The organism is Pedobacter albus, assembly GCF_036324255.1.
GTDB classification, from domain to species: domain Bacteria; phylum Bacteroidota; class Bacteroidia; order Sphingobacteriales; family Sphingobacteriaceae; genus Pedobacter; species Pedobacter albus.
The window spans coordinates 675,266-693,931 of record NZ_JAZDQT010000003.1 but is presented as its reverse complement, the minus strand read 5'-3'; the positions used below and the strand labels follow the sequence as shown (position 1 = coordinate 693,931).

17 protein-coding genes are annotated in these 18,666 nt (G+C 44.0%); 8 read left to right on the top strand and 9 right to left on the bottom strand.

Annotated elements, in window-relative coordinates; translation table 11 throughout:
- Window positions 1-79: 79 nt before the first annotated feature.
- Window positions 80-598: a hypothetical protein gene (locus VRU48_RS18175; protein ID WP_330109344.1), complete on the top strand. Its 519-nt coding sequence runs from the start codon at window positions 80-82 to the stop codon at window positions 596-598.
- Between the two features lie 66 nt (window positions 599-664).
- Here VRU48_RS18175 and VRU48_RS18170 read toward each other — a convergent pair whose 3' ends face one another.
- Window positions 665-1,627, bottom strand: coding sequence for an isopenicillin N synthase family dioxygenase (locus VRU48_RS18170; RefSeq protein WP_330109343.1), 963 nt, complete (start codon window positions 1,625-1,627; stop codon window positions 665-667).
- A gap of 237 nt (window positions 1,628-1,864) precedes the next feature.
- On the opposite strand from VRU48_RS18170, the gene msrA reads away from it, so the two are divergent.
- A complete protein-coding gene (msrA, locus tag VRU48_RS18165) occupies window positions 1,865-2,464 on the top strand; it encodes a peptide-methionine (S)-S-oxide reductase MsrA (RefSeq protein WP_330109342.1) in 600 nt (199 codons plus the stop codon).
- 300 nt (window positions 2,465-2,764) lie between these two features.
- Here the strand turns inward: msrA and VRU48_RS18160 are convergent, their stop codons facing one another.
- Window positions 2,765-3,715: an outer membrane beta-barrel protein gene (locus VRU48_RS18160; protein WP_330109341.1), complete on the bottom strand. Its 951-nt coding sequence runs from the start codon at window positions 3,713-3,715 to the stop codon at window positions 2,765-2,767.
- A 185-nt stretch (window positions 3,716-3,900) separates the two neighbouring features.
- Here VRU48_RS18160 and VRU48_RS18155 point away from each other — a divergent pair, with 185 nt between their 5' ends.
- The 3 genes from VRU48_RS18155 (at window position 3,901) to VRU48_RS18145 (ending at window position 8,158) form a co-directional block, all read left to right on the top strand.
- Entirely contained in the window at window positions 3,901-4,497 is a 597-nt protein-coding gene (locus VRU48_RS18155) for a TetR/AcrR family transcriptional regulator (RefSeq protein ID WP_330109340.1), read from the top strand.
- Window positions 4,498-4,525: 28 nt separating this feature from the next.
- The gene (locus VRU48_RS18150; protein ID WP_330109339.1) at window positions 4,526-5,158 is read left to right on the top strand and encodes an NAD(P)H-dependent oxidoreductase; all 633 of its coding nucleotides are present in this window, start codon (window positions 4,526-4,528) and stop codon (window positions 5,156-5,158) included.
- Window positions 5,159-5,434: 276 nt separating this feature from the next.
- Complete coding sequence (locus VRU48_RS18145) at window positions 5,435-8,158, top strand: carboxypeptidase regulatory-like domain-containing protein (RefSeq protein ID WP_330109338.1); 2,724 nt, start codon at window positions 5,435-5,437, stop codon at window positions 8,156-8,158.
- Between the two features lie 46 nt (window positions 8,159-8,204).
- On the opposite strand, the gene VRU48_RS18140 is transcribed toward VRU48_RS18145, so the two are convergent.
- The 6 genes from VRU48_RS18140 to VRU48_RS18115 form a co-directional block, all read right to left on the bottom strand.
- Complete coding sequence (locus VRU48_RS18140) at window positions 8,205-8,573, bottom strand: hypothetical protein (protein ID WP_330109337.1); 369 nt, start codon at window positions 8,571-8,573, stop codon at window positions 8,205-8,207.
- The gene (locus VRU48_RS18135; RefSeq protein WP_330109336.1) at window positions 8,570-8,794 is read right to left on the bottom strand and encodes a hypothetical protein; all 225 of its coding nucleotides are present in this window, start codon (window positions 8,792-8,794) and stop codon (window positions 8,570-8,572) included. The genes VRU48_RS18140 and VRU48_RS18135 overlap by 4 nt, the downstream gene beginning before the upstream one ends.
- Window positions 8,795-8,813: 19 nt before the next feature.
- Complete coding sequence (locus VRU48_RS18130) at window positions 8,814-9,419, bottom strand: DUF998 domain-containing protein (RefSeq protein WP_330109335.1); 606 nt, start codon at window positions 9,417-9,419, stop codon at window positions 8,814-8,816.
- Window positions 9,420-9,430: 11 nt separating this feature from the next.
- The gene (locus VRU48_RS18125; RefSeq protein ID WP_330109334.1) at window positions 9,431-11,878 is read right to left on the bottom strand and encodes an outer membrane beta-barrel family protein; all 2,448 of its coding nucleotides are present in this window, start codon (window positions 11,876-11,878) and stop codon (window positions 9,431-9,433) included.
- Between the two features lie 345 nt (window positions 11,879-12,223).
- Entirely contained in the window at window positions 12,224-13,798 is a 1,575-nt protein-coding gene (locus VRU48_RS18120; protein ID WP_330109333.1) for a PspC domain-containing protein, read from the bottom strand.
- Between the two features lie 71 nt (window positions 13,799-13,869).
- On the bottom strand, window positions 13,870-14,205 hold the full coding sequence (locus VRU48_RS18115; RefSeq protein ID WP_330109332.1) for a PadR family transcriptional regulator: 336 nt from the start codon (window positions 14,203-14,205) through the stop codon (window positions 13,870-13,872).
- Between the two features lie 264 nt (window positions 14,206-14,469).
- On the opposite strand from VRU48_RS18115, the gene VRU48_RS18110 reads away from it, so the two are divergent.
- Together VRU48_RS18110 and VRU48_RS18105 are read left to right on the top strand one after the other, a co-directional pair.
- The gene (locus tag VRU48_RS18110) at window positions 14,470-15,915 is read left to right on the top strand and encodes an amino acid permease (RefSeq protein WP_330109331.1); all 1,446 of its coding nucleotides are present in this window, start codon (window positions 14,470-14,472) and stop codon (window positions 15,913-15,915) included.
- 147 nt (window positions 15,916-16,062) lie between these two features.
- On the top strand, window positions 16,063-16,224 hold the full coding sequence (locus VRU48_RS18105) for a hypothetical protein (protein ID WP_330109330.1): 162 nt from the start codon (window positions 16,063-16,065) through the stop codon (window positions 16,222-16,224).
- Between the two features lie 101 nt (window positions 16,225-16,325).
- Here VRU48_RS18105 and VRU48_RS18100 read toward each other — a convergent pair whose 3' ends face one another.
- Entirely contained in the window at window positions 16,326-17,465 is a 1,140-nt protein-coding gene (locus VRU48_RS18100) for a putative sensor domain DACNV-containing protein (RefSeq protein ID WP_330109329.1), read from the bottom strand.
- A 369-nt stretch (window positions 17,466-17,834) separates the two neighbouring features.
- On the opposite strand from VRU48_RS18100, the gene VRU48_RS18095 reads away from it, so the two are divergent.
- The gene (locus VRU48_RS18095; RefSeq protein WP_330109328.1) at window positions 17,835-18,551 is read left to right on the top strand and encodes a pirin family protein; all 717 of its coding nucleotides are present in this window, start codon (window positions 17,835-17,837) and stop codon (window positions 18,549-18,551) included.
- Window positions 18,552-18,666 lie beyond the last annotated feature (115 nt).

The following is an 18,666-nucleotide window of genomic DNA, read 5'->3' as shown; positions in this document are numbered from 1 at the left end:
GGCTTTGGGGCGGTATTGGCGAAAATCATGAAAAACACTTATCTTCAAGTACCTTTTCAACCCTTAAAATCATCCCTTCATGAAAAAGACTATTTTTATTTTAGCCTTACTCGTTGCGGGCTTTGTCAGCGCCTCAAAAGCCCAACAGATTAAAGATGGCCAAACCCTAGACCTGAACGGCATTGCCGTAACCTTCAACATCGTTAACAAAGAAAGTATCGATGTAAAAGACCAAAGCTTTGACCGCTACAAGGTGGTGGCCACCGTAAAAAACAACAGCCAGAAATCATTTAACGTAAGGTTGGCTTCATCCACCGATTTATCAGCAGCGCTCAAAAGCAAAATTGTGGAACTGAATTGCTTAAATGCAACTGGCGCCAGGCTCACTTCGAAAAAGCTAGACGTGGGCATGAAAGCTCACACGATTACGGTTACTTATCCGGGCAAAGACAAAGACGGCAAATTTGTGAGCCAAACTATGGCCGTAGTGGCAGGCTATTATTTTGATGCTGGTCAAACCTTGCAAAGCGATGCCATTTTTATTGTACCCAAAGGCGAAGCTCCGCAAGTATCGGTAAGGAGCCTGTTGCAAAACTAGCACCATCAAGCCATAAAAAAGGGCAGCTACCTATTCAGATAGCTGCCCTTTTCGTTTTTGAATGGGTTATTTTTTTAATCCAATTTCTCTCAAACGCTCATCCAGGTACTCGCCTGCAGTCATGTCGCTGTACACTTTCGGGTGTTCGGCATCAATGGTTGACGACAAGCTGGTCAAGTCCATATCAGAACGTGGGTGCAAGAAGAAAGGCACCGAGAAACGCGAAGTTTTCATCAGTTCTCTTGGCGGATTAACTACCCTGTGCGTGGTAGATTTCAGTTTGTTATTGGTTAAGCGTTGCAACATATCGCCAACGTTTACCACAATATCGGTATGGTGGGCTTTAATTGGCAACCATTCGTTGCTTCTGGTCAATACCTCCAAACCATCGGCACTGGCACCAATCAGCAAGGTAATCAGGTTGATATCCTCATGTGCACCTGCACGAACCGCGTCATCAGGTAACGAATCAGGGTTTTCAATTGGGAAGTAATGGATGCCCCTTAAAATAGAGTTGCCATTGTGTACGTGTTTGTCAAAATAATCGATTGGCAAACCCAAATAAGTAGCGATAGCCCTTAGCAGGTGCTTGCCGTTTTCTTCCAGTTTTACATAAATTTCGCGGGTAACCGTATTAAATTCCGGCAGTTCTTCCAGCACTTCGTTATCTGGATATTCTTTTTTGATCGGATCGCCATCTGATACTTCCTGACCAATTTGCCAGAACTCTTTCAAATCGGCAGTTTTAGCACCTTTTGCAGTTTCTTTACCGGCACTGGTGTAGCCACGTTGACCGGCCAGTTCTGGTTTTTCGTATTTGCGTTTGGTTTCTACCGGAAGGGAAAAAACCGCTTTGATGTTTTCGTACAGCTTGTCAATCAATTCCTGACTTACGCCATGGTTGGTAATGGTTACAAAGCCCGAATCGTTGAAGGCTCTTCCCAGTTCGTCGGAGAACTTTTTGCGTTGCTCCTCGTTTCCATTAATGTAGGTGCCCAAATCTAGGCATGGAATATACGGTGTAGACATATGATTTTATTTTAATGAATATTTAAATTTAGAAAAGATATGTTAATAAAGTTTAAACCCGCCTATTTTTACCACCTAACAATTTACAAAACAATTTGTTAAGTTATTAACAAATCTGAAAGTTTAGCGTAATTCGGGTTTTTGTCAGCAAGAAGTACATTTTTTATTTTAGAAAACTTTAATGCGTCCTTTTACGTATACTTACTAAAACAAAGCGTAACATTATATTTTCACCAGATGAAATACCTAACCATTATGGCACTAATCCTCCTATCTATGCAAGATGCAAACGCCCAAAAACCAAAAACCCTAAAAGCCACTTTTGGCATGGGCTGTTTTTGGTGCTCCGAAGCTTTATTTCAGCGATTAAACGGCGTATCGAACGTAAAGTCGGGCTATGAGGGCGGCGATGTGGCCAATCCTACCTACGAAGAGGTATGTACGGGAACCACCAACCATGCCGAAGTTATTGAAATGGAATACGATCCGGCAAAAATAAGCTACGACGAACTACTGGAAGTTTTCTGGAAAAGCCACGACGCCACGACCCTGAACAGGCAAGGCGCCGACGTTGGCACCCAATACCGCTCGGTTATTTTTTACCATAACAATGAGCAAAAAGAAATTGCCGAAAAATATAAGGCAGAACTGAACAAAACCAATGCCTTTGGCAAGCCAGTGGTTACTGAAATTGCCAAGGCCGAGCCTTTTTATGTGGCCGAGAACTACCATCAGGACTATTACCTCAAAAACGGCGAAGCGCCTTACTGCCGACTGGTTATTTTGCCCAAAATGGAAAAACTGGAAAAACTGTTCAAAGCAAAGCTGAAACACTAGTATTAGCTTGAACCATTAAGAAATTGAGGATATTAAGGATTATGCCATCCAAAGGCCTAAACATACAAAACAGCCTGGCTCAATTGCCTTAATTCCTTAATGGTTAAAACATACAAATCATTGGACCATTGAGGCATTGAGGATATTAAGGGTTATGCCATTCAAAGGCCTAAACATACAAAGCCAGCCAAGCTTAACCCTCTTAATTCCTTAATGGTTAAAACACGCTAAAAGCAAAAGCCTCCTCCTAATATAAATCAAGAAGAGGCTTTTTTGTGATAGTTATCGGCAAGGAGAAATCTATATCCCGATTTTCAAGCCCACATTTAAGCCCAAGCCCCCAATGTTGATATACGATTTTAAATCATCACTAGGTTGGTTCGGGTTGTAATTTGCCGTGCCTGCCACATTAGAGCTTGGCGTTAACGTTTTGTGGTAATTGGTTTCCTTTACCGCAGTTGGCAAATCGTTCAATCCAACGTTTACCTTGGTTCCATTGGCCAAGGTTCCAATAGCATTAAAACTTTTAACTTCTTTGCTGTCGCTGTTTACAGATACGTTTCGATATTCGATTTCGCTAAAAAAGCTGATGTTTTTGCCAATCGGATAGTTAAAGCCCGCAGCACCAATAAAGCCAAGCGTTGGTTTAGGTTTTACCCTTTCAGAACGGGTAAGCTCGACGGCCACAAAGTTAGGGTTTACGGTTTTGGCAATGGTACCGGTTTGGTCGCTGACCGTAGTATTGATATCTAGGTAGCCATATACCGGAACTACCGCTCCCAATTTGAGGTAAGGCTTAAATTTCATTTGCGTTGGCAAGTGAAAAACCAGGCTTGGGGTTAAATCCAACGCCGAAACCTGTCCAACAGCCTCTAAGGCCAATACCCGGTTATTGCCGATGTAGCCCGTTTGCTTGGCCATGGTATTTTTCTCGCTTTGGAAATAATTGACGCCCAATTCTACTGCCACTACATTATTGAACCTGAAACCTCCCGTTAAACCGGCACGCCAGCCCTGGCCAAACGAACCTGTTATGGCGCTTTCAGAAATCCGTGTCTGCGCACCCGACGAAGGGTTGATCGAAAACACGTAATCACGTGGCTGCAGCGAACCCACATTCGGGAACTCTACCGGCGTAACCTTTAAAAAGTAGCTCCCGGTTGGCTTCAGGTAAAAACCCCTTCCTTCCTGGGCAAAAGTAGAGAGAGACGCGCCTGCTAATAATGTAGCAATCAAAAAAAGCTTTTTCATAACGTTAAGGAATTAGGAACAAACATATTCATTATGCTTGCATAGTATATATTTAAACGTCATTATGTTTCAAATGTTTTCATCAAGCACCTATTCCTATCATTTTTTGGTCATAAACTATTTTTGATGTTTCAGTTTTGAACAAGGCATTCTACTTTTGCTAACAGTGTTAACTTTTTTATGAAATGGCAGTTACAGAACGTAGGTTAAAGCAGCGCGAGCAACAAAAGGAATCCATCTTGGAAGCCGCCCGCGCCATTATGCTCAAAGAGGGCTGGCCTGCGGTTTCTATCCGCAAAATTGCCGAGCTAATAGGCTACAGCCTGCCGGTGGTTTACAACCATTTCGAAAACAAGGATGCCATTATGGAAGATTTTATCAGACATGGCTTTATCCTTTTGGGCGATGCCGCTTTGGCCGCTAAAGCGCAATCGGCAGATCCGGCGCAACAGCTCAAGCTCATCGCCATAGCCTATTATGACTTTGCCCTTTCGCACCGCGAATACTACCAGATTATGTTTGGTTTAGGCGTACCCAACTGCGACCGCGCCAAAGAAATAGCCGAAATTGGCCGTTTTGGCGACATCATCATTTCCTCCCTCAAACAGTTGCAGGGTGGCGAGTGTAGTCCCCAAACCACTTTAAAGTTCCACACTTTTTGGTCGATCTTGCATGGGCTGAGCTCCATTAACATGATCAACCTGACCGCTGCCCCTGGCGAACTGCAGCAAAAAGTATTGCAAGATGCCATACAGGGTTTTATCATGAACATCAATAATTAAAAAATCACATAAAAATTAGAATAATACAATGGAATTAATAGAAGCATTGAACTGGCGCTATGCCACCAAAAAAATGAACGGCCAAGCCGTACCACAAGAAAAAGTGGACCTTATTTTAGAAGCCGCCCGCTTGGCACCAACTTCATCTGGCCTGCAGCCATTCAAGGTAATCGTGGTCACCAATCCCGAACTTAAACAAGCCTTATTGCCTCACGCCTTTAACCAATCGCAAATTGTAGACTCATCACATGTGTTGGTTTTTGCCGCCTGGGACAATTATACCCACGAAAACATCGACGAAGTATTTAACAGAACCAACCAAGAGCGTGGCGTTCTGGCCGAAGCTACAGCCGAATATGTAGCCCGCTTAAAAGGCATGCTGGTTGACCGCGAAGCCGAAATCAATTTTCAGCACGCTGCCCGTCAGGCCTACATCGGCTTTGGTATGGCTATTGCACAAGCGGCCTTGCTTAAAGTGGATGCTACCCCAATGGAAGGTTTTGACAATGCCAAAGTTGACGAGTTGTTAGGCCTAAGCGCTAAAAACCTGCGCAGCGTATCGTTGTTGCCTTTGGGTTATCGCGATGAAGCCGGCGACTGGTTGGCTGGCTTGAAAAAAGTACGTCAATCGCTTGCAGATTTTGTAATCGAATTCAAATAAAATAGACGAAAAGGCAGGCTTTTGGTTTGCCGAAGAAATTGCTTATCCCATTGGCAATAAAAAAGCGGGCGATTGTTTACAGTCGTCCGTTTTTTTTGGTTACGCTTTCGAAGTTTTGAAAGCTTCATCAATTTTTATCAAACGTACTCCGCTATCCGCCAAACGCATTACAGCAGCAAGCCCCTTATTGTAAAAATATGTTAAAGATGAGTTACAATAAGCTTCTATCCATCAATAATCAATATATTAGCGAACATTCAACAAGTACGACAATTGATGAAACTGAGCAAAATCCTTTTCGCCTTCCTGATTTCCACCCTCCTATTTAATCTATCGGCCAGTGCCCAGCAAGACAGCGTGGCCCTCAGCAATATCATTAGCAAAACCAAAAGACTTTCTGACGAACAGCCTATAGAAAAGGTTTATGTGCATTTCGACAAGCCCTATTATGCGGTGGCCGATACGGTTTGGTTCAAGGCTTATGTAACTACCGAACAGAATGTGCCTTCGCCATTGAGCAAGATTGTTTATGTAGAACTATGGACGGCCAAGGATTCGCTGGTACAAACAGTTAAGCTGCCGGTAAAAAACAGCGTGGCCTACGGCAATATTCCGCTGAATATGAATACCTACAAACAGGGCAATTATTATGTAAGGGCCTATACCTTGTGGATGGCCAATTTCGACAACGCTTATTTCTTTACCAAAACCATCCCGATAGGCGAAGCGATTGACAAGCAACTCATTACCAACATTACCTTTGCCAATGAGCAGAGCGACAAAAATATCAAGACCAATGCCAAGATCCAGTTTCGCGACATGACCAAAAAGGCTTATGCCAACAAAACGGTCAACTGGCAGGTCTATTCTAATTACGATGTATTTGCCAAGGGCAAGGGTACTACCGACCAAAATGGCGTATTGACCATTAGTGTAACCAGCAAAAACGGCGAACCCATTACCAAAGGCAACATTATAACTTCGCTTAGCATTAGCGAAAAAGAAACTGTCAATGCAAGTTTCGATTTGAAGCAGAGCGTGAATGCCGTCGATTTTCAGTTTTTCCCTGAAGGGGGCGAACTGGTGGGCGGCATTCCGAACCAAGTTGGCTTTAAGGCCGTAAGAGCTACTGGGCTCGGCGTTGAGGTGAAAGGCAGCATTATCGACGACCAAAACAACGAGATCACCACTTTTAACACTGCGTTTGCAGGCATGGGTTCGTTTTTCATTACCCCCGAAGCCGGCAAGGTTTACCGAGCCAAAGCTACTTTTAAAGATGGTTCTTCCAGCATTTACGAACTGCCAAAGGCAAGTGCCAATGGCATTAGCCTGCAGGTAATCAATTCGAATACCGAATTTGTCAATTTAAAGATTCTGGCCAATACGCCTTATTTTGAAGCCAACAAAGACAAGACCTTTTTTGTAGTGGCCCAAAATTCGAACGTGGTTTACTATGCTGCCAAGGCACCGCTCAAAAACCAGGTTATCATTACCAAAATTCCTAAAGGCAACTTCCCATCGGGTATTGTGCAGCTGACTTTGTTCGATGCCAACAGCAAACCTTTGAGCGAACGTTTGGTTTTTATCCTCCATCCCAACACCCTTAACCTGACCGTAAAAAGCGATCTGCCCTTGTACAAGCCTCGCCAAAAGGTAAAAATATCGCTTGATGCCAAGAGTGCCAATCTTCCGGTAGCCGGCGATTTCTCGGTATCGGTAACCGACGAACAAAAGGTACCAGTTGACGAAAACAGCGAAACCACCATCTTAAGCTCGCTTTTGCTAACTTCCGACCTTAAAGGCTACATCGAAAAACCAAACTATTACTTTATCAAAACCGACGAAAAAAAACTGGCCGATTTAGACAAGCTCATGCTTACGCAAGGCTATCGCAGGTTTTCTTATAAATCTATCCTAGCCGGAGAATATCCGCTGATTAACCTGTTGCCAGAGCAGGGCATGAACATTACAGGCACATTGAGAGATCGTACCGGCATGCCGATTAGAAAGGGTGCCATGCGCTTAATGGTAACCGGAAAACCGATTTCGGCCGAAACCGTGACCACCAACATGGGCGTGTTCAACTTCCAGAACCTTAACATTCCCGATTCGTCGCAAGTGGTCATCAGCGCCAAATACAATGCAAATTCGGCCAATATGATGATCATGCTCGATGGCGTTCCCTCTCCGGCGGCATCCAGAAATCCAAACATCGCCGACGAAGTGGCCAATATCGACACCACATTATCGGCCTACCTGAACAACAGCCAAAAGCAGTACAGGTATTTGCGCACTTTAAAAACCGTAGAAATTAAAGGCGCTCCGATTAAAAAACCGAGCCACAGTGATCACGCAACCCTTTCTGGCCTTAGTCCAAATGCCGATCACATGATAAGTGGCGATCGTTTTAGCTCGGGCTGTACGATGTTGTTGCAATGTCTGAAAACAATGGCTACCGGCCTTACTTTCGACAATGAGAACTTTTATGTTTCGAGAGATTTTAACTCGGGTTCGAGAACGCCGGTCCAGGTTTTCATCAATGGAAATCCGGTTGATGCCAGAGATATCAATGGTGTAAACGCCGCAGAAGTAGAATCGGTGGAGATTTTCTTAAAAGACGATTTGGGAACCGTAGATCGTCTTTACGGAACCCGAGGCGTGATGGTGATCAACACCAAAAAGGCTCCGGTAGGCAAAAAAATTAGCAAGCAAGAGTTGATGGACATGCTGCCCAAAACCAATATCATTACCTATTCGCCACCTGGATATGCCAAGGAAAGAGAGTTCTATTCTCCAAAATACCTACCCGGTGCACCAATCAACAGCAACGACTTAAGAACAACCATTTATTGGAATCCTAAGGTAATTACCGACGAGAAAGGCAATTTCAATTTCGAGTTTTTCAATGCCGATGGCAGAGGTACTTACCGAGTGGTAGTTGAAGGGCTCGACAAAAGCGGCAATCTGGGAAGAGCCGTTTACCATTATACGGTCAAATAATTTGTTTCAAAAAAAGCCCCGAAGCTACAGCTTTCGGGGCTTTGAATTATTTAAGCGCATCTTTAATGCCAAGGCACAAATCTTTCAGCTTTTGGTACGAAGTAAAAGAATTTTTGTTTTTCTTAAAGTCTACTTCGATATAGCCCGGATAAGCCTTCAGGTAAAACCGGCTGCCATCGCCCAATACAATCTCGGCATCCTTCTTTGCTGCCGCATCAAAAATGCGATCGTCTTTTAAGGTACGCTCTACATAATCTACCACGTATTTGCTTTTCCGCTCGGGGTAAGAAGCCTGAAAATTGTAGCCTTCGGCGTTGTTTCTGATGCTGATCGATTGGCTGTTGGCATTGCCACCAAATTTGCAACCCGATGCCAATACCGCAACCAGGGCTACCATTAAGTATATTCTTTTCATAGCTGTTTTGATTTAATTCGTTTTAATTCTGCCGCAAAAGCTCCATTTTCGCGCGCGATTATTTTGGCCATTTTTTTATTTGCCTTTATAAATTCGAAGATAAGATCTTGGCCCTTGACAAAGAAACTATTTTCAGCCTGCCTCTTGGTTTGCGCCACCAACATGCTTGGTAAAGCTCCCATTACGAGTAGGATTAATCCCCATGTTCTTATTGTTTGCATAGCTTTCCTCTGTTAAATGCTAATCGTTAATGACGGGAACATAATTGTATTTGGTGTTGAGCAACTTGATAAAGCTAAAAGCCATACACACAAACCATATTGACCAGCCCAAGTGAAAAAAGCGTTGTACCAAACCAGGAAAATGTTGCTGAAACGAAGGAACAAAACGCAGAAAAACCAATGCCATCACCAAAAAACTTAGCAAAGACAGCTTTCTCAGGTTTTGCAGCTGCTGAGATCTCCACAGCAACACGCTCAGCAACGATCCAATAAAAAGCAGTAGGGGCACCATACCAATTACCCCATGCAATGGATGCCCGAGGTGAAAAACGGATGTCCAGGCAAACATGATTGCACAGGCTGGCGTAGCTAAAACAGGCGCGATGCTCACTTCCATCTCGTTGCAAACACGCCATAAACCTATTACGAAGAACAAGCTCATTACTGCGCAACAGAGCATGGCAATGGCCATAAAACCTTCGGAATTTGTCCCAATGGCACCCAGTTCGCTCACGGTATGCACAAAGGGATTATAGTTGCCGTGCAATTCGCCGGCAATGGCCATGCTTACCCAAAACACAAAGGGCATGATCAGGCCTAAGTAAAGCAGCTTTTTGGTTTTCATGATTTTTCAGATTAATTGGCCCTGTTTTTCAAATCGTCGGTGGCGGTGTTGCGGTTACGGGCCGATTTTACATTCTGGTTTCCGAAATTATAACTCAAGCTAAACGATGCCCTACGGCTGGTATAGCGGTTAACCACCTGCAGGTTTACATTCTGATATTGGAGCTTGCCTTCCCAATGGTTGGTCAAAAAGATATCGTCTACATTCAGCCTGAGCTTCATTTTTTTGTTCATCAGCGATTTTTGCACCCCTGCATTCAAGGCATACTGGTAAATAGTGGTTCGTTCTACTCCAGATACACGTGGCGAATTGAGCCAAAAGTTAAGCTCGATGCTAAAATTGTTGGGCAGCATAAACGATTGTGTGGTATTAAAGTTATAAGCCACTTTGCTTGCGCTGTACTGGGCGCCCTCTAAATTGTTGTCGCTAAATTTATTGTAGTAAACACTCAGATTTTGCTGCGTATTCCAGAATTTGGCTAGGCGAATAGGCACATACAAATTGACCGAGTAATTCTGTGCCCTGCCCAAATTTGCTCTGATTACATTGACAATGCGGGTTACTTCGTCTTGCTGACTGATCTGGGTAATCATGTCGTGGGTATTGGAATAATTAAAAGACAACGAATATTCCTTATAGCTGTAGCCCAACTCAAAATTGTCGGTAAACTGTGGCTTTAAGTAAGGATTGCCCTGATCAAGCGCATAAGGATCCATGTAAAACACAAATGGATTGAGCTGCTGGTAATTCGGTCGATCAACCCTACGGCTGTAAGAATACCTGATGTTGTTGTCTTTGTTGATTTTCTGGTTCACAAATACCGTTGGAAACAAAGACAAATAATTCCGGTCTACCACTTTGTTTTCGGTTATCGAATTTCCGTTAGAATGTGTGTGTTCCGCCCTTAAGCCCAACTGTACCTGAAATACCTTCCATTCTTTCGCCACATTGGCGTAAGCCGCATTGATGTTTTCCTTGTACACAAAATCGTTAGACCTGCCAAGGTTATTTTGCCAGTTGCCGTTCACAAATTCTTCGGCCAACAGGGTATTATGGGTAATCACGTGGCTGCTTTTTAAACCTGCTTCAAATTTGAAGGTTTTAGAAATCGGCAAGGTAAGGTCAGATTTCACCGCATAAACATCGATGTTGGCATCGGTCGTATTCCTCAATCCGGTGGTATTGTTCACCTGTCCGGCACCATTCAGGTATTTCGCGTCGAAAACTTCATTCTTTTGGTTGCTGAAACCGGCATAATCGGCATCGAAAGTCAGGCTCGCCTCTTTGCCAAAATCGTGCTTGATGTTAAAATTGGCGGTCAGGTTGCTTACCGGCGATTTCGAAATGGCCTGTTGGCTTACCGAGTTTGAAGTACTGGTGCCATTTTGTACTTCCTGGATATAGGTATTGCTCAGGTTGCCCAAATTGGTGCGGATGGTATTGGCATCGACCATTACGCCGATTACGGTTTTTTCAGATACGTAGTAATCGGCACCCAGCTTTCCGGTATAGCCCACCCCACGGTTGTTGCGGTCAAAATTCTGATCAAAAGCACTCGAAAGTCCATTTGATAAGGTACTGCGGTTAACCCTGATGTTGTTGAAATTGGTTTTGCGCATAAAACCTGCGTTGCCAAAGATGTTCCATTTGTCTACACGGTGGTTGAGGTTGAGAAATACCCCGGCCCTGTACAAATCGCTTGGCGAATCGGGCATCAAACCTTGGCCCCCGTTAAACGAAACACTGCCATTGGTACCGAAAAACTTATTTCTTTTCAGCTTGATATTGATGATACCGGCATTGCCGGCCGCGTCGTATTTAGACGATGGGTTGGTGATGAGTTCGATGGTAGCAATCTGGTCGCTGCTCATGTTGCTTAGCAAGGTGGTAACGTCGGCACCCGAAAGCACATTGGGTTTGCCGTCTATCATTACCGTAATGCCGCTTTTGTTGTTCAGCTTGATTTGGTCGTTCTGCCTATCGACGGTTACACCTGGTGCTTTTTCGAGCACTTCAAGTGCCGTACCACCCGTAGCCACGATGCTGTTTTCTACGTTGAGTACCGTTTTATCTATTTTGTGCTCTACAAAGGGCTTTCTGGTTTCGATAGTTACCTCTTTAAGCTGTTTGGTTAATCCTTCCATTTTAATGGCGGGCAGTTTTACATCCGCATCAGCCACTGTAAAACGTTCTGTTTTGGTGGTTTTGTAGCCTACCAGCTGCACGGCAAGCAAGTAGTTTCCAGATTTCACCTGTTCGAAGGCAAAATTGCCGTCAAAATCGGTCTGTACCGTTTTGAGCGTAGCCGTATCAGGGAAATGGAGCAGCTTAACCAAGGCATAAGGTACCGCCTCTGCTTTTTCATCGGTTACCTTTCCTGTTATTTTACTATTTTTTTGGGCAAAAGAAGTCCCGTACGCCAATAGACAGGCTATCAGCACAATTAATTTTTTCATCATGTCTAGGGATTATATGCTCGGTAGAGCTAATTCATTGGTTATTTTTTTTAGCACCAAACCTCCTTCGAAGTGGCTGGCGGATTAAAAATTTTGTCTAATTACGTTTAATAACTTCAATGGGTTTCCACCCATTAAGGGCTTGGTTAATCCGGCATAACCAAAGCCTGTTGTGGCATTTCGCAGGATAAACCCGGCCTAAGCTTATCCCGTTCAAAGCCTTAATTCATTTTATTCTTCAACTGTATTAGTTAAATAATACACTAAGTTATTAATACAGAAAATAGATTCCAAATTTTAACGCCACTAATTTGCAAAACCTAGCTCTACGACTATTTTATCAAGCTTTTACAGCTCGCTTTTGCACTTCAGTCCTTCTTCGGTCATCACCCATTCTTTGTATTCGCCCTGTTTATCTTCATCGGCATTGCAAGAGAAATAATAGAACTGTAGCATATAGATATTATCGTTAACCAACAGGTGGGTTCCAACCGGTACCTTAAGGGTAATGTGCAATTCCTGGTTTCTCCAGATGCTCTCTTTTTTCAGTTGCAGCCTCGGACTAAGTACCAACAATGAATCTGTTTGCGTGTATTTGTAATCAATGTTTTGTGCATTTTTCAACGCCATAGAAAAGGTTTTGCCCTGCGATTCGTAGGTCTGGATCATGCTGGTTTTGTCATTGTCGCTTTTAACGATTTCCAAATGCACATTTCGCGGAATGCGGAAAGGATGGTCTTCGTCGTTGTCTACCACTACCCTGTCGCCAAAATCGTCTTTGCCGATGTGATAGGCCAAGCTGTCCTCTTTGCTAAAAATCATGCTCCTGTCTACATCGATGCGGTAAGTTGGATAGGTTTTAAGCTCGGTGGTGCGCACCAATTCGGCATGTTCCTGAAATTCGGCCGAAATTTTGGCTCCATAATAAATCGTTGTAGAAACACCCACCAGCCAAATGATCAACAAGGCAAACGACAGGGTTTTGTTAATGGTTGTTTTGTTAAAGGCAACGCGGATAGAGAAAAGCACCAGGGCCAAAATCGGGATAAACAAACTAACAAAAGTGGCGAAAACAAGGGTATCTCTGTAGTTTTCGTTAATAATTGAGAAAGGGAAATAATCATAGGCATCCCAAAAGCCCAACAAGGCCGCCAAACAAGCAATCAAGCCAATCATGCCCACAAAGCCGAAAACAATCATCAAACCGGCAATCAGCTTAAAGATGGCTTTGGCACTGCCATTGAGGAAACGGCGTATCGCATCCAGAAATTCGGTAATCAGGCTGCCCGAACGCTTCATCATCGGTTTAAAGTGTTTTTCGCCGGTCGATTTCATGTTGGCTGCAAAAGCTGCCATCTCTTCTTCAAAATTTCGTTGGTAGCCGTACAAATTGGTAGCTTCTCCCTTCATCTCCATTCTTTCTGATCTGGAAACCGCTCTCGGAATGGCAATCCACAAAATGAGATAGGCCAAAATGCCTGCACCGCCAATAAAAATGGACAGGAAAGCCACCAGTCTGATCCAGCGCGCTTCGATGTTCATGTAATGGCCCAAACCAGAGCACACGCCGGCAATCATGGCATCGTCCATATCGCGGTAAAGTTTTTTATCGCCAGTAAAACTAAAGGTCTGATTGGCCTGTGGTGCTTCCTCTTCTTCGTTTTGGAAATCCTGCACGCGACCCATTTGCGCAATCACGCCTTCAACGTCGGCCATTTCAACTACCTGCTTTTGCGCAGTTGCCAAAATCTCAGTCAGCATTTCGGCAATACGGTTTTCGATATCGGTTACGATCTCAAAATCGTCGGCGTTTTTGGCAAAGTGTTGTTTAATTTCGTTCAGGTAGGCGGTAAGCACCTCGTAGGCATCTTCTTCGATGTGGATAATGGAATTTCCTATATTGATGATCAGTGTCTTTTTCATGTTTGTTTATTTTAATTTTGAATGATTGAATTTTGAACGGCCTTCGATAATTCTTTCATTCTCCCATTCAATTATTTTGTGACCCCGTTTTGCGATGTAGTGATGGCATAGGCCAGCTCCTGCCAGGTCGTGTCGAGTTGTTTCAGGATTTCGCGACCTTCTGGCGTAAGCACATAATATTTGCGCGGTGGACCAGAAGTCGATTCTACCCAGTTGTAGCCCAACAGGCCATTATTTTTTAAACGGGTAAGCAAAGGATATAAAGTACCCTCTACCACCAACAGTTTTGCCTGTTTCAGTTCGGCGATAATATCGGAGGCATAAATCTCACCTCGCGATATGATTAAAAGCACACAGTACTCGAGTATGCCTTTTCGCATTTGGGTTTGCGTATTTTCTGCTATCATAATACAAAGATATATGCTTTATACAGTATTATGCAATACATAGTACTATAAAAAATATAAAATATTTTATAAATAACTGATATACAGTTTATTAATTTTTATAATTCTTTAACAAACACTTGCGAAGTTTTAAAAACCTCGCAAATGCGTCCAAATTAAATACCGAGCAAGCTATCAAACCCTCGTCATTTCCAAATAATATTTTAAGACTACTATTTTAGTAGTATTTATTTTCTTACCTTTGCGCCTTCAAACGCAAATAACATGTTCAAAAAATCGATAGCCGCCATCAAGGCAGAAGTAGCCGAAAGTTCGGAAGCCTCGTTAAAAAGAAGCCTTGGCCCCTTTCAACTGGTGCTGATTGGCGTTGGGCTTACCCTTGGCGCTGGCCTGTTCTCTATTACCGGCTTGGCCGCCGCCAACTATGCAGGTCCGGCCGTAACCCTGTCATTTGTAATTGCCGCATTGGGTTGCGGGTTTGCGGCCTTGTGTTATGCCGAATTTGCTTCGATGATTCCCGTGGCCGGAAGTGCCTATACCTATGCCTACGCCACCATGGGCGAATGGTTTGCCTGGATTATTGGCTGGGATCTGGTGCTCGAATATTCGGTTGGCTGTGCTACCGTTGCCATCAGCTGGTCGCAGTACTTGGTTAAGTTTTTGGCTTCCTATCATATCTATCTGCCCGCGCAGTTTACGCTTTCGCCATTTGAAACCGCCAAATTGAGCGATGGCACCATTGTACACGGCCTCATCAACCTGCCCGCTGCCTTAGTGGTAATCTTGATGACGCTTGTTGTAATCAGAGGTGCCAAAGGTTCGGCTGTAGTCAATGCCATCATTGTATTTTTAAAAGTGGGTGTGGTTTTGGTTTTTATTGCCTTGGGCTGGAATTATATCAATCCTGCCAATTATCACCCTTATATACCACAAAATACTGGCGAATTTGGCCATTTTGGCTGGAGCGGGGTTTTGCGTGCAGCCGGACTGGTATTTTTTGTTTTTATTGGCTTCGATGCGGTGGCAGCCTCTGCCCAAGAAACCAAAAATCCTAAACGCGATTTGCCCATCGGCATTATCGGTTCATTGGTGGCATGTACGGTATTGTTTGGACTTTTTGGACACGTAATGACCGGATTGGCCAATTACAAGGAATTTGCCAACAGTGGCGCACCGGTGGCCATCGCTATTGAAAAAACGCCCTATTCGTGGTTAAGCCAAGCGATTATTTTAGCCATTTTAATTGGTTATACGTCGGTGATACTGGTCGATCTGATGGCCCAATCGCGCATGTTTTATGCCATTAGCAGAGACGGGCTTTTGCCAAAGGCCTTTTCCAAACTGCATCCCAAATTCAAAACACCGTATCAATCTAACATCCTGCTTTGTGCATTTATTGGCTTGTTTGCGGCTTTCGTTCCGTTAAATGTAGTAGGCGAAATGACCAGTATCGGCACCTTATTGGCTTTTTTAATGGTTTGTGCTGGCATTTTGATCCTTCGCAAAACCAACCCCGATGCCGAAAGGCCATTTAAAGTGCCATTGGTACCGCTAATCCCTATTTTGGGCATATTGGTTTGCTTGGCCATGATGGCTTTTATGCCTTGGGAAACCTGGTTGAGATTGGTGGTTTGGCTGGCTATTGGCATGGTTATTTACCTGTTATACGGAAAAAAGAACAGCCTGCTCAGGAAATCGTTTAATAAATAGTACAGCCTGAATAGGGTTTGAGGCAAGATTTATAAGATAAGCAGGCCATTTTAAGGTTCAAAACCAGACTTATCCACATTTTAACAACTTGGGGTGCTGTGGCTTAAGTTTTGCGGTAATGAGTTTGTTCCTTAAATATGTTGACTTATGATTATCAAACTTCAACTTCCGGCCACAGCAACAGCTACCAGACAGCAAGCTTCAAAAACTGTTCAGCAACCTACCCGTAAAGACAGAGTTAAAGCAGATCGTATAGTTATTGCCATTATTTATCTTTTGGGAATAATCGGCGCGGCCGTGTTCGCTTAATCGGCTTCCAAGACTGTATGCTTTATTACCCCGTTCTTTTAATAAGGACGACAAACAATAAAGCAATCGAACAATATCCAGTTTGTCTGCGCTAACAAAAATTACAACAACAACGTATCAATACGATGGGCTTGTACCATGCTTAAGGTTGGCGACCAGCTGAAAATGGTAAAATGGCCATCTTGCGAGGCCACTAACGCCAAGGCATTGCGCTGATCGTAAATAAACTGCGCGGCCGAAAGATGCCTGGTTCCTCCAATTTTTGCAGGGTGCAGGGTTACTGCATCGCCCCCGGCAATGGGTTCAGAGTATGATAATTCCTGGATATGGCCACTGCTGTTGGCTCTGCCCGTTTTGGCACCAAAAGCTAGCAATTCGTAATCGTCGCTGATAATGGTGGCTCCGTCTACCGCCGTTAAGCCCGACAAGTGATCTATTTCTCTTTTCAAGGCGCTTTGCCAAAAAATTTCGCTGGCATTACGGTCTTTATTGGTGAGGTCGGCCAAGCCACGGTAAGGGGGCGTAAGCGCATAGCCCATGGGATGAATGACCGACTGCTCCCAGTCTTTTGTGCCTTTTGGAACGACTAAGATAGCACCGCCACGTGCATGTGCCCGCATAGAAACTGCCAGTTGAATCAGGATATTGGCAGCATCGTTCCAATAAGAATGTGCGGTTAAATCGAGTAGCGACAAGAGCATAGCCGGACAATCGGCGCTGGTGGCACTTTTTTCTTCTACAACTTTAATTTGATCGCCCTTCAGTACCGCCACGTTGGTGTATTTGCCAAAACCATAAATGCGGCGATGTTTGATAACCAACAGACCTGGTTCAGAAACGTCGACTACAAAACAGTAGTTGGGAATATTGAGCGTTGTACCCCAAATGTGCAGGCTATAGCCATCGTGCCATACGCCGATGTGGATACCGCTTCGCTCAACACCCGGTGCCATTTTGGTGAGGATATTGGCATTTAACGGCAAGGTTTGGTGAAACAGCAAGGGCTTGCTGGCTTGTTCTGGCGGTAAAAAAGCAATGGATATTTTTGGCGAATGCCCTTCTTCCTTGCGCAGGCTCGACCAAAAGGCTGCATCGAGAATGGCTTCGATGACCCTCGCAGGTGGCTGGGGCGCCAAATCGACTTCGCCCTTGGCGTTGGCTTCTGCCAAATGTTTGGCGAAATGCGCCTCTATTTGCGGGGCTACCAGTTTTGCGGCCTGATATGTTGCTCTATTTACCATGTTACTAAGTTAAGTGTTTTAGTTTTGGATTTTCGCCTGCCGAAAGTTGGCCAAAAGTAAATTTCTATGGCGGGGGGATTATTGACATTGTTGAATTGCTTGATGGCTCATGGACTGGATAGTTAAACTATTCAATTGTTGAATTGTTATATTGTTGAATTGTTATATTGTTGAATTGCTAAATGGCTAATCGTCGACAGTTAATTGTTCAATACCTAACAATTGCAGCAATAAAGTCTATATACCAACACAATATAACAATTGAACAATAGTGATAAATTGCCTGCTAGCAACAAGACCTTTCTTAACCTACATCAAGAGCCGGGCGCTCAAATGGGCTTATCTTTGTATCAACAAGTTTTAACAATTATGGCACAAACAGTATTGCACAAAGCCAACACTCGAGGAGTGGCAGATCATGGCTGGTTAAAAAGTTATCAAAGTTTCAGCTTTGCTGGATACTATAATCCCGAACGCATCCACTTCGGCGCCTTGCGCGTTTTGAACGACGATATCGTTACAGGGGGCATGGGCTTCGGCGAGCATCCGCACGACAACATGGAAATTATTTCTATTCCGCTTGAAGGAGAGCTGCAACACAAGGATAGCATGGGCAATGTGGCCACCATTAAAGCTGGCGAGATCCAAGTGATGAGTGCCGGAACCGGAATTTATCACTCTGAATACAACCCGGATGCCAACCACCCGGCCAAGTTTTTGCAGATCTGGCTTTTTCCGAACCAAAGGAACGTAACACCAAGGTACGACCAGATTGTACTGGACCAAACCCAAAGCAAAAATGAGTTTGTACAGATTTTATCGCCAAATGCAGACGATGCAGGCGTATGGATCTATCAAAATGCCTGGTTTAACCTGGCCACTTTTGAAGCCGGCCACAGCAAAGCCTACCCGATGCACGGAAAAGGCAATGGCCTCTACGTTTTCGTATTGGAAGGAGAACTTGAGGTGGAAGGCCAAAAATTAGAAACAAGAGACGGTTTCGGTGTTTGGGATACCGATTCTGTAAATATAAAAGCTATTGGAGAAGCTAAATTCTTGTTAATGGAAGTTCCGATGGAATTCTAATCGAAAATCGGGGGTCTTGACAAAAGATTCCCGATTTTTGTTTTTAGCGATTTTCCATTCCCCTCCTTGGAGGGGTGCCTAAAAGGCGGGGTGGGTTAACACGAACAAATTCAAC

Bases quoted from the DNA above. Each gene is read 5' to 3' on its own strand.
- VRU48_RS18175 (WP_330109344.1), top strand. From the start codon at position 80: ATGAAAAAGACTATTTTTATTTTAGCCTTACTCGTTGCGGGCTTTGTC.
- VRU48_RS18170 (WP_330109343.1), bottom strand. From the start codon at position 1,627: ATGTCTACACCGTATATTCCATGCCTAGATTTGGGCACCTACATTAAT.
- msrA (WP_330109342.1), top strand. From the start codon at position 1,865: ATGAAATACCTAACCATTATGGCACTAATCCTCCTATCTATGCAAGAT.
- VRU48_RS18160 (WP_330109341.1), bottom strand. From the start codon at position 3,715: ATGAAAAAGCTTTTTTTGATTGCTACATTATTAGCAGGCGCGTCTCTC.
- VRU48_RS18155 (WP_330109340.1), top strand. From the start codon at position 3,901: ATGGCAGTTACAGAACGTAGGTTAAAGCAGCGCGAGCAACAAAAGGAA.
- VRU48_RS18150 (WP_330109339.1), top strand. From the start codon at position 4,526: ATGGAATTAATAGAAGCATTGAACTGGCGCTATGCCACCAAAAAAATG.
- VRU48_RS18145 (WP_330109338.1), top strand. From the start codon at position 5,435: ATGAAACTGAGCAAAATCCTTTTCGCCTTCCTGATTTCCACCCTCCTA.
- VRU48_RS18140 (WP_330109337.1), bottom strand. From the start codon at position 8,573: ATGAAAAGAATATACTTAATGGTAGCCCTGGTTGCGGTATTGGCATCG.
- VRU48_RS18135 (WP_330109336.1), bottom strand. From the start codon at position 8,794: ATGCAAACAATAAGAACATGGGGATTAATCCTACTCGTAATGGGAGCT.
- VRU48_RS18130 (WP_330109335.1), bottom strand. From the start codon at position 9,419: ATGAAAACCAAAAAGCTGCTTTACTTAGGCCTGATCATGCCCTTTGTG.
- VRU48_RS18125 (WP_330109334.1), bottom strand. From the start codon at position 11,878: ATGATGAAAAAATTAATTGTGCTGATAGCCTGTCTATTGGCGTACGGG.
- VRU48_RS18120 (WP_330109333.1), bottom strand. From the start codon at position 13,798: ATGAAAAAGACACTGATCATCAATATAGGAAATTCCATTATCCACATC.
- VRU48_RS18115 (WP_330109332.1), bottom strand. From the start codon at position 14,205: ATGATAGCAGAAAATACGCAAACCCAAATGCGAAAAGGCATACTCGAG.
- VRU48_RS18110 (WP_330109331.1), top strand. From the start codon at position 14,470: ATGTTCAAAAAATCGATAGCCGCCATCAAGGCAGAAGTAGCCGAAAGT.
- VRU48_RS18105 (WP_330109330.1), top strand. From the start codon at position 16,063: ATGATTATCAAACTTCAACTTCCGGCCACAGCAACAGCTACCAGACAG.
- VRU48_RS18100 (WP_330109329.1), bottom strand. From the start codon at position 17,465: ATGGTAAATAGAGCAACATATCAGGCCGCAAAACTGGTAGCCCCGCAA.
- VRU48_RS18095 (WP_330109328.1), top strand. From the start codon at position 17,835: ATGGCACAAACAGTATTGCACAAAGCCAACACTCGAGGAGTGGCAGAT.